The following is a 12,149-nucleotide window of genomic DNA, read 5'->3' as shown; positions in this document are numbered from 1 at the left end:
ATCCTTTGGCAAAAATCATCGTCGTGACGTCAGGCAAGGGCGGCGTCGGCAAAACCACTTCCAGCGCAAGCTTCGCGTCCGGCCTCGCCATGCGCGGCCACAAGACCGTCGTCATCGATTTCGACGTCGGCCTGCGCAATCTCGACCTCATCATGGGTTGCGAGCGCCGCGTGGTCTATGATCTGATCAATGTCGTCAACCAGGAAGCCACGCTGAATCAGGCGCTGATCAAGGACAAGCACTGCGACAACCTGTTCGTACTGCCGGCCTCGCAGACGCGCGACAAGGATGCGCTGACCGAGGAAGGCGTGGAGCGCGTGCTCAACGACCTGAAGGCGATGGATTTCGAATACATCATCTGCGACTCCCCGGCCGGCATCGAGCACGGCGCCGTGATGGCGCTGACCTTCGCCGACGAAGCCGTGATCGTCACCAATCCGGAAGTGTCGTCGGTGCGCGATTCCGATCGCATCCTCGGCATCATCCAGGCCAAGTCGCGCCGCGCGCTCAATGGCGGCGAACCGGTCAAGGAACACCTGCTGATCACGCGCTACGTACCCAAGCGCGTTGACGCCGGCGAAATGCTGTCCTATACCGACGTGCAGGAAATCCTGCGCATTCCGCTGGTCGGCATCATCCCGGAATCGGAATCGGTGCTGCATGCATCGAACGCCGGCAACCCGGCCATTCACATCGAAGGCAGCGAAGTGTCCGAAGCCTACAAGGACGTCGTCGCCCGCTTCCTCGGCGAAGAGCGCCCGCTGCGCTACACCAGCTACGAAAAGCCCGGCCTGCTGCAACGTCTGTTCGGAGGTAAGTAATCATGTCGCTGCTCTCCTTCCTCTTCAATTCCAAGCCGAAAACCGCATCCGCGGCCAAGGAGCGGCTGCAGATCATCATCGCGCGCGAGCGCAACGGCCGCGCCGGTCCCGACTTTCTGCCGGCGCTGCACCAGGAACTGATCGCCGTGATCTCGAAATACGTGAAGGTCAATCCGGAAGACATCAAGATTTCGCTCAACAGCCAGGGCAACCTCGAAGTGCTGGACGTGAACGTGGTGCTGCCGGAAGACATGGAGCCGGGCGAGGTCAAGCCGGCTTGAATGAGTAATGTCTTTCTGGATTCCCGCCTGCGCGGGAATCCAGAGCGCACCGCAAACAGACCTTTTCCCTGCACACATCATTGCCGTCACTAGCGCTTGAAAGGAATACCGCATGAAAACCAAAGCCGCCGTCGCCTGGAAAGCAGGCCAACCGCTGACCATCGAGGAAGTCGAACTCGGAGGTCCGCGCGAAGGCGAGGTGCTGGTCGAGATCAAGGCCACCGGCATCTGCCACACCGATTACTACACGCTGTCCGGCGCCGATCCGGAAGGCATCTTCCCGGCCATCCTCGGCCATGAAGGCGCGGGCGTGGTGGTTGACGTCGGCCCCGGCGTGAAAAGCCTGAAGAAGAACGACCATGTCATCCCGCTCTACACGCCGGAATGCCGCGAGTGCAAGTTCTGCCTGTCGCAGAAGACCAACCTGTGCCAGAAGATCCGCTCCACGCAGGGCCGCGGCCTGATGCCGGATGCGACCAGCCGCTTCTCGCTCGACGGCAAGCCGATCTTCCACTACATGGGCACATCGACCTTCTCGAACTACATCGTGGTGCCGGAAATCGCGCTTGCCAAAATCCGCGAGGACGCGCCCTTCGACAAGGTCTGCTACATCGGCTGCGGTGTGACCACCGGCGTCGGCGCCGTGCTGTTCACGGCCAAGGTCGAAGCTGGCGCCAACGTCGTGGTGTTCGGCCTCGGCGGCATCGGCCTGAACGTGATCCAGGCCGCGCGCATGGTGGGCGCCGACAAGATCATCGGCGTCGATATCAATCCCGCGCGCGAAGAGATGGCGCGCAAGTTCGGCATGACGCACTTCGTCAATCCGAACGACGTCGAGAACGTGGTGGACGCCATCGTGCAGCTGACCGACGGCGGCGCCGACTACAGCTTCGAATGCATCGGCAACACCAAGGTCATGCGCCAGGCGCTCGAGTGCTGCCACAAGGGCTGGGGCAAGTCGATCGTGATCGGCGTGGCCGAAGCCGGCGCCGAAATCAGCACGCGTCCGTTCCAGCTCGTCACCGGCCGCGAATGGAAAGGCTCGGCCTTCGGCGGCGCACGCGGCCGCACCGACGTGCCGAAGATCGTCGACTGGTACATGGACGGCAAGCTCAACATCGACGATCTGATCACGCACACGCTGAAGCTGGACCAGATCAACGAGGGCTTCGACCTGATGAAGAGCGGCGAGTCGATCCGCTCCGTCGTCCTTTATTAATCGTGCTTTACTAAAACCGGAATCAAGTGGGGAAGAAGTGGAACTGATCAGCCAGCACAAGTGCTTCAACGGCATCCAGGGTTTTTACCGGATCGAATCGTCGACAGCCACCGGACTGCCGATGACCTTTTCGGTCTATCAACCGCCGCAGGCGAAACAGAAGAAGGTCCCGGTCCTGTTCTATCTGGCCGGCCTGACCTGCACCGAAGAGACCTTCATGATCAAGGGCGGCGCGCAGCGCTTCGCTGCCGAGCACGGCATCATGCTGGTCTCGCCCGATACCAGCCCGCGCCGCACCGGCATCAAGGGCGCGGCCGAAAGCTGGGACTTCGGCCACGGTGCCGGCTTCTATCTCGATGCCACGCAGCAGCCGTGGGCCGCGCATTTCCGCATGGAGACCTTCGTGGTGCAGGAACTGCGCGAGCTGATCCTGCGTGAATTCCCCGCCCTGCCTGACCGCATCGGCGTGTTCGGCCACTCGATGGGCGGCCACGGCGCGCTGACGCTGGCACTGCGCCATCCGGACATTTTCAGGTCGGTCTCGGCATTCGCGCCGATCACCGCTCCGTCGTTGTGCCCATGGGGCCAGAAGGCGTTCTCGAACTACCTCGGCAGCGACCAGTCGCAATGGGCGCAGCACGATGCAAGCCTGCTCATGCGCGAGCGCAAGACGCCGTTCCCGGACGGCATCCTGATCGATCAGGGCCTGGACGACCAGTTCCTCGAGGTCGAACTGCTGCCGCATCATTTCGAAGCGGCCTGCTGGGCCGCCGACCAGCCGCTGACGCTGCGCCGCCATGCGGGCTACGACCACAACTACTATTTCATCTCGACCTTCATGGAAGACCACATCGCCTTCCACAGCAGGCTGCTGAACAAGTAAGCGAGCCGATCTACAGAACGCTCCCGTTCGGGAGCGTTCTTTTTTGGCACTCCGGAAAATGGCGGCAACAAAAAAGGGATTCCATTCGGAACCCCTTTTTTCCTACGTGGCGCCAATGACCGCGCCTGTAACGATCGATCAGAACTCTTCCCAGTCGTCCGTACCGTTGCTGGAAACCGGCTTGGCAGGTGCCGCCGGTTTGCGCTGCGCGATGGCTGGCGCAGCCGCCGGACGCGCAATGGCGGGAGCCGAAGCACGCGCAGGTGCCGCCACTGCCGTCGATTGCACGGTGCGCGGCGCTGCAGGCGCGGCCGATACCACACCCGCGCCGATACGGAACACGCTGACGGCCTGCGCCAGGTTGCGCGCCTGATCCTGCAGCGATTCCGCTGCGGCAGCCGCTTCCTCGACCAGCGCCGCGTTCTGCTGCGTGACCTGATCCATCTGCGTGATGGCCTGGTTGACCTGCTCGATGCCGTCGCTCTGCTCCTGGCTGGCAGCGGTGATCTCGGCCATGATGTCGGCCACGCGTTTGACACCGTCGACGATCTCGTCCATGGTCGAACCGGCTTCCACCACCAGCTTGCTGCCGGCATCGACCTTCTCGACCGAGTCGTCGATCAGGCTCTTGATTTCCTTGGCGGCTGCTGCCGAACGCTGCGCGAGGTTGCGCACCTCGGTCGCGACCACGGCAAAGCCGCGGCCCTGCTCGCCGGCGCGTGCCGCTTCGACTGCCGCATTCAGCGCCAGGATGTTGGTCTGGAACGCGATGCCGTCGATGACGCCGATGATGTCGACAATCTTCTTCGACGAAGTGTTGATCTCGCCCATGGTGTTGACGACTTCCGACACCACGGTGCCGCCCTTGACGGCAACGCTCGAGGCAGCCACCGCCAGCTGGTTGGCCTGACGCGAGTTGTCGGCGTTCTGCTTAACGGTCGAGGTCAGTTCTTCCATCGACGACGCGGTTTCTTCCAGCGAGCTGGCCTGTTGTTCGGTACGCGAGGACAGGTCCAGGTTGCCGCTGGCGATCTGGCTCGATGCGGTCGCGATGGTATCGGTGCCCATGCGGATCTGACCGACGATCTTCATCAGGTTTTCCTGCATGCGGCCCAGCGCTGCCAGCAGCATGCCCGGCTCATCGCTCGACGGCGGCAGACTGCTGTGCGCGGTCAGATCGCCTTCGGCCACGGACTCGGCCACCTTGACGGCTTCACGCAAGGGCGTGGTGATGCTGGCCGTCAGGCGCCATGCGATCAAGCCGCCCAGCAAAACCGCAATGATGGCGCCGATGATCAGGGTCATGCGGCCCGACTGGTAATCTGCCGTGATCGAACGATCGGAGGCAGCCACTTCGTCGTCGTAGTAGGTCAGCACGTCCTTGACGCTTTCGACATAGGCGTTCAGCGCAGGAATCATCTTGGAAGCGATCTGCTCATTGGCTTCTTCCAGGGCGCCCGTGCCCTTGAGCTGCACGATGCCGCGACGGATATCGACATAGGTGGTGCGGCGCTTGGCAACTTCTGCGAAGAGTTCCTTTTCCCTGTCGGTCGAGATACGGTCCTCCAGCGATTTCTGGATGTCGTCGATCTGCTTGCTCTGCGCGCTCATTTCCTTCTGGAAGAAATCCTGGGTCGCATCGTCGCCCGCTTTCACCAGTGCCAGCGCGCGCGTTGCATTGACGCTGGTACCCAGCAGCCATGCTTCCGCGGTTTTCTGCTTGCCCAGCGACTCATCGACCAGATGACGGCTGGCCTGATTGATGTTTTCGAGACGCAGGATGCCGGTCACGCCCATCGCGATGACCAGCAGCAGGACCAAACCGAATCCCAAGCCAAGTCGGGCGCCTATTTTCATGTTTGCGATGCGCATCATGTCTCCTAAATTTCCTTACGACGATGTTGAAACAAGCTGACGAACGGGGTTCGCCTGTAGAACTTTCGATGAGAAGCGCCTTTTTCCCTGCGGTAGCGATGGCTGATGGATTCGATACCACTGGCATGGCAGTGAGCGACGCGTGATGCAGGAATCAGGCAGGCAGGTAATGTTATTGAAAAATTACCAATTCACAATATTTCTTAACGGAACTTTATACCGTGTTTATGGGATGCTGCCAATCAAATTAACTCTTTACATGAACTTCTGAAACAATCTTTGACACGCTAAGCGATCAGCTCGAAGCGCTTTCCGGGCCTGCCTCTTGTGGCAGCCCTTCCTCGCGCCAGCGATCGAATTCGGCCATCACGGCCGCATAGGTCCGTTCGCTGATCTCCGGCAGCCTGCCGCCCAGGATCTCGGTCGCTTCACGGAATCCTTTTTCGACTGCTGCCCGGATCGATTCCAGTTTGGAAGAATCGCCACCGATCGCGGCGCGGGAGAAATTCAGGATGCGGGCGGCCGTTTGCTGCACGCCCCACTCGCCATCTTCCGCAATCGCCGCCTGTGCCGCCGCGATGGTCTCGGGATCCGCCTGCAGGGAAGTTTCTCCGCGAATCACTGCGCCCAGCGTCGTTCCCTGGCGGTTGACCATGCTCAGGATCAGATCGACGATCTCCTGCGCCTTGCGGCTGGATTCCTCGAGCATGGCCTGCAGTTCTGCCTGCGACTGGACTGCGCTGCGCGGAACGTTGTACGTCAAGCCCTCTGTGGCCGACTGGCCCAGCGAGACCTTGTCCGTGCCTTCCGTCGTGACGTCCTGCTCGCCGTTCTTGCGCACCGTGGCATTGCTGCCGGTAGCGGATGTGGCGCCGGTCGGCTGCGATATAGAAAAAGAAGAAATCGTCAGGCTCATGGAAACCCCGCATGCGGCGATCAGCCGCGAACACTGTTAGAACGATGCAATTCATGCAAGTCAGCCGCGCCCGTCCACACACCATGCAGACGATTGCCAACTGCTTTCCTGTTCCAGATATCGGCTATCTTTCGGAAAAGATGAGCGTGCGGGGCCAAATATCCATGTCTTCCCGACGACCGTGCGCGCCTTGGCCTGAAAGGATCGCCGCTCCGCAGGACAAGCGCTGAGTACACTGCAAACGGCTCGACAATACAGTGTCGATCTCGCCGCCACGGCCACGATACGGGCGGCCCTGCCAGGCGTTCCGGCAAAAGACCGGCGGCCAGCTTCATCCGGCGTTTTCGGTTATTCTTCCGCCACTTGCCGCCCCGACAGGGGCGGAACACCGAAAAGGGAGCATCTTTTGAGTAACTTGTTTGCGCACCGTCTGGCCTTGCTGGCAGACGACGCACATCGCGGTCTGCTGACCCTGGGTTATCGCGGCATCGAACGCGAGACGCTGCGCGTCAAGCCGACCGGCCAACTGGCACTCGGACCGCATCCGCGCGCGCTGGGCTCGGCCCTGACCCATCCGCAGATCACTACCGACTATTCCGAATCGCTGCTCGAATTCATCACGCCGGCCGAGCACGATGTGAGCATTGCGCTCGATCATCTGGACCGCATTCACCGCTTTACTGCGGCACACCTGCAGGACGAGTTGCTGTGGAGCCAGTCCATGCCCTGCATCCTGCCGGCAGAGGCCGACATTCCCATCGCCTGGTACGGCAATTCAGACATCGGCATGATCAAGCACGTTTACCGGCGCGGCCTGGCAGTCCGCTACGGCAAGGCCATGCAATGCATCGCCGGCCTGCACTACAACTATTCGCTGGCCGAAGACCTGTGGCGCGTGCTGCGGCACGACGTGCAGTCGCCGCTGGACGACAAGGACTTCCAGTCCGAGAGCTACATCGCCCTGATCCGCAACTTCCATCGCTACAGCTGGCTGCTGATGTATCTGTTCGGCGCCTCGCCGGCGCTCGCCACGCAATTCCTGCAGGGCCGCCCGCACAGCCTCGAACGCCTGTCCGACGACACGCTCTACCTGCCCTACGCCACCAGCCTGCGCATGAGCGATCTCGGCTACCAGAACAAGGCACAGGCCGGCCTGATGCCGCCCTACAACGACCTCGACAGCTACATGCGCAGCCTGTCGCGCGCGGTGCGCCAGCCCTATCCCGATTACGAGGCGATCGGCACGCGCCGCAACGGCGAGTGGATACAGCTGAACACCAACCTGCTGCAGATCGAGAACGAGTACTACGCGACGATCCGCCCCAAGCGCGTCATCAACAGCGGCGAGCGTCCGGTCGAGGCCTTGTGCGCGCGCGGCGTGCAGTACATCGAGGTGCGCTGCCTCGACATCGACCCGTTCGAGCCGCTCGGCATCAGTCTCGATACCGCCCGCTTCCTCGATGCCTTCCTGCTGTTCTGCGCGCTCGACGACAGTCCGCTGACCGACGAACGCGCCAGCGCCGAAGCCAGCGGCAACTTTGCGCGCACAGTCAAGGAAGGACGTCGTCCCGGCCTGACGCTGGAACGCGGCGGTCAGTCCATCGGCTTGCAGGACTGGGGACTGGAACTGCTGGAACGCATACAGGCGAGCGCCGATCTGCTCGATGCCCAGCACGACGATACTCGTCATGGCGATGCCTTGGCCCTGCAGAAGAACAAGCTGCGCGATCCGGATACGACGCCATCGGCGCGCGTCCTTGCCGGCCTGCGCGAACACGGCAATTCCTTCATTGCCTTCGGCCTGCAGCAAAGCCTGCAACATGCACGATTCTTCGCAGCCCATCCCCTGGATGCCGAGGAAGAAGCGGCCTTCGCCAATACCGCGCGTATGTCGCTTGCCGAACAGGAGCGCATGGAACGGCAGCGCGGCGGTGACTTCGACGCCTTCGTCGCCGCCTACAATCAGCGTACGCCCAGCCGCCTGTGCGGCTGAGAACTGCGCATGCATACACGGTTCGCGCCCGGCCGGTCATGGCCGACAACGCCGGGCGCCATCGTTTGCAATTATTTGCCTCCCACCTACAACTTTCCTGCGGCAGACTTGTCTGATTCGCATGCCCTGCGCCTCGTGCGCAGGGCAAACATCACATCGCAATCGTGTTCAACATAATTTTTACAAAGGAAGAACTACCATGCGTAAATTACTGATCGGCAGCGTTGCAGCAGTGGTAGCCCTCTCGGGCTGTGCCAACATGAATGAAACCGAACGCGGTACCGCCAAGGGTGCAGGTATCGGTGCCGGCGCCGGCGCCGTCATCGGCGCTCTGACCGGCGGCAGCAAGGGCGCGGTGGCTGGCGCTGCGGCGGGCGGCCTGGTCGGCGCAGTCGCCGGCAACGTCTGGTCCACCCGTATGGAAAGGCAACGCCAGCAGATGGAGCAGGCAACGCAAGGCACGGGCGTGCAGGTCACGCAAACCGCCGACAACCGCCTCAAGCTGGAAATCCCGAGCGACATCTCGTTCGCCACCGGCCGCTCCGACATCAACAGCAGCTTCCGCCCCATCCTGGACCGTTTCGCAACCGGCCTGAACGAGAATCCGGCCGCCACCGTGACCATCATCGGCCATACCGATTCGACCGGTACCGATGCCATCAACAACCCGCTGTCGCTGGACCGCGCTTCGCGCACGCGTGACTATCTGGCCGGCCGTGGCGTGTCGCCGCAGCGCATCGCCGTGGACGGTCGCGGCAGCCACGAACCGATCGCCAGCAACACCACCAACGAAGGCAAGGCCAGGAACCGCCGCGTCGAAATCTACGTGGCCGAACCGCAGCAGCCGCAACAGCAGCAATACCAGCAGCGCTGATCGTCCGCTGCCCCATGAAAAATCCCCGGTCTCGGCCGGGGATTTTTCATGGGCGTTCGGTTTTTCACTGCTGTCAGCGCATCTTTCCTTTAATCCCTGATCGTGCGGTCATGGCTCGTGATCGAATGCCCGCTATCTGATGACGCATCCGTGAAAACGCGAGAAAAAAGAGCCGCTCGAAAGCGGCTCAACATCCCCTGGTAAGACAGTCAGATCATTTGTTCGGAAGCAAACCCTCATACACCTTCTTGATGCTCGCATAGCATTCGCAGATGTGATCCTCGAGACCGACACGGTCGACCACCGTGATCTGGCCGCGGCTGTAATGGATCAGGCCCTCATCCTGCAGCTTGCGAGCCGCTTCGGTCACGCTCTCGCGGCGCACGCCGAGCATGCTGGCGATCAGGTCCTGCGTCATGCTGATCTGGTTGGTCTGCAGGCGGTCGAGGCTCAGCAGCAGCCAGCGGCACAGTTGCTGGACGATGGTATGGTGGCGGTTGCAGGCCACGGTATGCGCCATCTGCGTGAACAATGCCTGCGTGAAACGCAGCAGCAACTGCTGCAGGGCTTCGCCGCGCGCGAACTCTTCCTTCAGGACCGAAGCCTTGATACGGAATCCGTAACCGGCGGTCTTGACGAAGGCGCGGTTCAACGAGGCGCCGCCGCCCATGAAGACGTCATGTCCGACCACGCCCTCGTAACCGATGACCGCGGTTTCCGACGAAGCGCCATCGGCGGTTTCGTACAGCAGCGAGACGATGCTGTTGGTCAGGAAATAGACATGCTGCATCTGTTCGCCGGCTTCGCAGATGGTGGTGCCGAACGGCATCTCGACGAACTCCAGATGCGGCAGGATGCGATCGTAATCGGCAGCCGGCAATGCAGCCAGAATACCGTTGTGCTTGGGGTTATGACCATGCAGGCCGGCCAGCGCGCGCGGCGCGACCGGACGTTTGCTGTGCAGTTTCGCTTCGGCTTCTCTGGCCTTGAGCGCAGCGATCGCCTTGGCGTTGATGACTTGCTGACCGGTGGTGGAAGTGCGAAGATTCGAGACTTGTGCCATGGGTATCTCCCTCAATGTCATAACATCATGGGAGCATCATGGTCGCATTGGCGGTTTTATAAAATCAGCGGTTTTCCCATCTTTGTGTGAGAACACACTGACATTCCGACAAGATCGTCTTACAACTCTTCGGATAAGCGTACCTGCAAGCCCTATAGCGGTACCGGCACCGGCAGCAACTGCTCGAGACCCGGCACATTTTCCAGCAGGAAAGAAAGCATGGGCTGCGCCAGCAGTGCCGCAATCACCCCCAGAACGGTAATCGTCAGCATGGCCAGCGACAGCCGCAACACCAGCGCGCGGTTGTTGGAACGCATCACCAGCGGCAGATTGATCGCCACGCTCGCGAGCGAAGCAATCACCGCACCGGTCGACGCCACGTGGACCGGAATCGAACCGTTGTCGACCAGGCTGGCGGCGGCCGCCACCGCACTGGCGCTGGAGACCACGCCACCGATCACGCTGACGACGTAGAAGCCGGCCTCGCCGAAGGCCTGCTGCGCGAGCACGCCGGCCACGTGCAGCACCAGGAAAATCAGGCCGAACTTGAGCGCAGCCGCCAGCGAGAATGGCAGCGGCAGCTCGACCTGCCCGGTCGGGTCGCTGGAAATCTGTCGCGTCGCGTTGCGGTCGACGAAGAACCATGCGCCGGTCACCAGCAGCATCACCACGAACGGCATGGTCGCCGTCAACGCCACCGAGGGCGCGAGGATGACCAGCAGGCCGCCGTTGCGGATCAGCATGGCGCCGGTGGCAAGCAGGATGCCGCGATACGCGGCGCTGATGGTGTCGCGGTGCTTGTCGCGCGCCCGCGCCGCCAGTTCGCTGACCGTGATGCTGCTGTTGACGAGGCCGCCGAGGAAGCCTGCCATCACGATGCCGCGCGTGCCGTACATCTTCCACAGCACATAGTTGGCAAAGCCGATGCCGGCGATCAGGATCACCGTGACCCAGGCCGTGCGCGGCTCGATCAGCTTCCACGGCCCGATCGCGCCTTCCGGCAGCGCCGGATAGATGACGATCGCGAGGATCGCCAGCAGCAGCGCCGAGCGCATCTCGTTTTCGGTCAGGCCGAGACTAAAGCCGGTCAGCCGGTCCTTCCACGCCAGCAGCGCGGTCACGATCACCATGATGGAAGCCGGCGTCGCCGTGTGTCCCTTGCCGCACAGGATGCCGGCCACGCAGGTGATGATCATGGCGGCCGAGGTCGTCAGTTCGGCGGTTTCGTTGGTGCGCAGGCGCTGCATGTTCAGGAAAATCGTCAGCAGGCCGACCAGCGCCAGGATCAGATAGGCGTAGGAGTCGCCGAGCACGCCGCCCATGCCGCCGAGCAGCGCGATGAAGCCGAAGGTGCGCAGGCCTGCCTCCTTGCCGCGCCGCTCGCGCTCCAGCCCGATCAGCAGACCCAGCGCGAGTGCCAGACTCAGGCGCATCAGGCTGATAGGGTAAGGCCATTTGACTTCCGGCAGGGACATCCCGACCTGGATCAGGGGCTGGACAATGGAGGAAACGGCGTGCGGATCTGGAACGGACATGGCTGGCAGGACGTGGTCAAGAAGAAACTATAAACCAGACCTCCCGGCTTGTCCCTTCAAATTGCGCATGAGCTTATGCGGTTTGCGATACCGCCCATGCTCGAAGCAGGCTAGACCGGATCGGCATTCAGGTCGTCGATCTTGTGACGCGTCCGCGCCAGCACCGCCGCTTTCGCCGCGTCGGCGGTGTCCGCCTCGCAGGGGCCGCCAAAGTCCTGGAACACTTCCAGCCCCTCCGCACCGGGCCGCTCGATATCGCTGATGGCGGACCAGCGTCCATGTTCGAGCGGCAGCACGACCGTATAGATATCGAAACCGCCATGGGTGGCATCCGGAATTCGGCTCATTCTGTTCTCCTTGTCTGCTTTGTCTTGCAATCGAATGCGACGATGCAGGTATCGTGCGTCATTTCATTCCTCCGCACGCTGTTTGTCCGCTGGCGGCAGCATGGCGGTCGCCGCCTGCAAGGCCTGCGCCTCGGCTTCCTCGCGGCTGGCAAATACCTGATCCACCAATACGCGCTGCGGAGGAAAGACGGTATTGCGATGCATGGGATTGGCGGACGGTCCATGTATCGCCACGTGCGCGGCCCAGCCTGCGTCGTCGGGCAACGCCACGCCCGAATAATCGATGTCGTAGTTTCCGATCAGCGTCGTTGGCATCCGTTCCCTCCCTGGTCGTCGTACCTG

At 62.0% G+C, this 12,149-nt stretch carries 12 protein-coding genes; 6 read left to right on the top strand and 6 right to left on the bottom strand.

The genetic code is table 11. The annotated features are described in order from the left end of the window. Positions 1–5 precede the first annotated feature (5 nt). From minD to fghA, 4 genes are all read left to right on the top strand, one after another. Positions 6–821: a septum site-determining protein MinD gene (minD, locus tag IEV38_RS13965; protein WP_188397139.1), complete on the top strand. Its 816-nt coding sequence runs from the start codon at positions 6–8 to the stop codon at positions 819–821. A 2-nt stretch (positions 822–823) separates the two neighbouring features. Beyond that, complete coding sequence (gene minE / locus IEV38_RS13960; RefSeq protein WP_188397137.1) at positions 824–1,102, top strand: cell division topological specificity factor MinE; 279 nt, start codon at positions 824–826, stop codon at positions 1,100–1,102. Between the two features lie 112 nt (positions 1,103–1,214). After that, the gene (locus IEV38_RS13955; protein WP_188397135.1) at positions 1,215–2,321 is read left to right on the top strand and encodes an S-(hydroxymethyl)glutathione dehydrogenase/class III alcohol dehydrogenase; all 1,107 of its coding nucleotides are present in this window, start codon (positions 1,215–1,217) and stop codon (positions 2,319–2,321) included. A 37-nt stretch (positions 2,322–2,358) separates the two neighbouring features. After that, positions 2,359–3,204 (top strand): S-formylglutathione hydrolase, encoded by an 846-nt coding sequence (gene fghA, locus IEV38_RS13950; protein WP_188397133.1) that lies wholly within the window; start codon positions 2,359–2,361, stop codon positions 3,202–3,204. Positions 3,205–3,342: 138 nt separating this feature from the next. Here the strand turns inward: fghA and IEV38_RS13945 are convergent, their stop codons facing one another. Continuing rightward, positions 3,343–5,076 (bottom strand): methyl-accepting chemotaxis protein, encoded by a 1,734-nt coding sequence (locus tag IEV38_RS13945; RefSeq protein ID WP_188397553.1) that lies wholly within the window; start codon positions 5,074–5,076, stop codon positions 3,343–3,345. Positions 5,077–5,374: 298 nt separating this feature from the next. Further along, positions 5,375–5,995, bottom strand: a complete 621-nt coding sequence (locus IEV38_RS13940; RefSeq protein ID WP_188397132.1) for a hypothetical protein — start codon at positions 5,993–5,995, stop codon at positions 5,375–5,377. Between the two features lie 406 nt (positions 5,996–6,401). Here IEV38_RS13940 and gshA point away from each other — a divergent pair, with 406 nt between their 5' ends. Together gshA and IEV38_RS13930 are read left to right on the top strand one after the other, a co-directional pair. Further along, positions 6,402–7,988, top strand: coding sequence for a glutamate--cysteine ligase (gene gshA / locus IEV38_RS13935; protein WP_188397131.1), 1,587 nt, complete (start codon positions 6,402–6,404; stop codon positions 7,986–7,988). 199 nt (positions 7,989–8,187) lie between these two features. After that, entirely contained in the window at positions 8,188–8,862 is a 675-nt protein-coding gene (locus IEV38_RS13930; protein ID WP_188397130.1) for a YiaD family glycine zipper/OmpA-like lipoprotein, read from the top strand. Positions 8,863–9,076: 214 nt separating this feature from the next. Here the strand turns inward: IEV38_RS13930 and IEV38_RS13925 are convergent, their stop codons facing one another. The 4 genes from IEV38_RS13925 to IEV38_RS13910 form a co-directional block, all read right to left on the bottom strand. After that, positions 9,077–9,925 carry a Crp/Fnr family transcriptional regulator gene (locus tag IEV38_RS13925; protein ID WP_188397129.1) on the bottom strand — a complete coding sequence of 283 codons (849 nt, stop codon included), beginning with the start codon at positions 9,923–9,925 and terminating at the stop codon, positions 9,077–9,079. Positions 9,926–10,077: 152 nt separating this feature from the next. After that, entirely contained in the window at positions 10,078–11,460 is a 1,383-nt protein-coding gene (locus tag IEV38_RS13920) for an MgtC/SapB family protein (RefSeq protein WP_188397128.1), read from the bottom strand. A gap of 110 nt (positions 11,461–11,570) precedes the next feature. After that, a complete protein-coding gene (locus IEV38_RS13915; protein WP_188397126.1) occupies positions 11,571–11,807 on the bottom strand; it encodes a hypothetical protein in 237 nt (78 codons plus the stop codon). Between the two features lie 63 nt (positions 11,808–11,870). After that, positions 11,871–12,122 carry a hypothetical protein gene (locus IEV38_RS13910; protein ID WP_188397125.1) on the bottom strand — a complete coding sequence of 84 codons (252 nt, stop codon included), beginning with the start codon at positions 12,120–12,122 and terminating at the stop codon, positions 11,871–11,873. Positions 12,123–12,149 lie beyond the last annotated feature (27 nt).

The sequence above is a fragment of the Oxalicibacterium flavum genome (assembly GCF_014635065.1).
Lineage (GTDB): Bacteria > Pseudomonadota > Gammaproteobacteria > Burkholderiales > Burkholderiaceae_D > Oxalicibacterium > Oxalicibacterium flavum.
This window is presented reverse-complemented; position numbering and strand designations above follow the sequence as displayed.

What these genes read in the sequence shown, in the direction of transcription:
- IEV38_RS13925 (WP_188397129.1), bottom strand. Translation starts at nt 9,925, where the DNA reads ATGGCACAAGTCTCGAATCTTCGCACTTCCACCACCGGTCAGCAAGTC.
- IEV38_RS13930 (WP_188397130.1), top strand. Translation starts at nt 8,188, where the DNA reads ATGCGTAAATTACTGATCGGCAGCGTTGCAGCAGTGGTAGCCCTCTCG.
- IEV38_RS13940 (WP_188397132.1), bottom strand. Translation starts at nt 5,995, where the DNA reads ATGAGCCTGACGATTTCTTCTTTTTCTATATCGCAGCCGACCGGCGCC.
- IEV38_RS13910 (WP_188397125.1), bottom strand. Translation starts at nt 12,122, where the DNA reads ATGCCAACGACGCTGATCGGAAACTACGACATCGATTATTCGGGCGTG.
- IEV38_RS13955 (WP_188397135.1), top strand. Translation starts at nt 1,215, where the DNA reads ATGAAAACCAAAGCCGCCGTCGCCTGGAAAGCAGGCCAACCGCTGACC.
- IEV38_RS13915 (WP_188397126.1), bottom strand. Translation starts at nt 11,807, where the DNA reads ATGAGCCGAATTCCGGATGCCACCCATGGCGGTTTCGATATCTATACG.
- IEV38_RS13945 (WP_188397553.1), bottom strand. Translation starts at nt 5,076, where the DNA reads ATGCGCATCGCAAACATGAAAATAGGCGCCCGACTTGGCTTGGGATTC.
- minE (WP_188397137.1), top strand. Translation starts at nt 824, where the DNA reads ATGTCGCTGCTCTCCTTCCTCTTCAATTCCAAGCCGAAAACCGCATCC.
- IEV38_RS13920 (WP_188397128.1), bottom strand. Translation starts at nt 11,460, where the DNA reads ATGTCCGTTCCAGATCCGCACGCCGTTTCCTCCATTGTCCAGCCCCTG.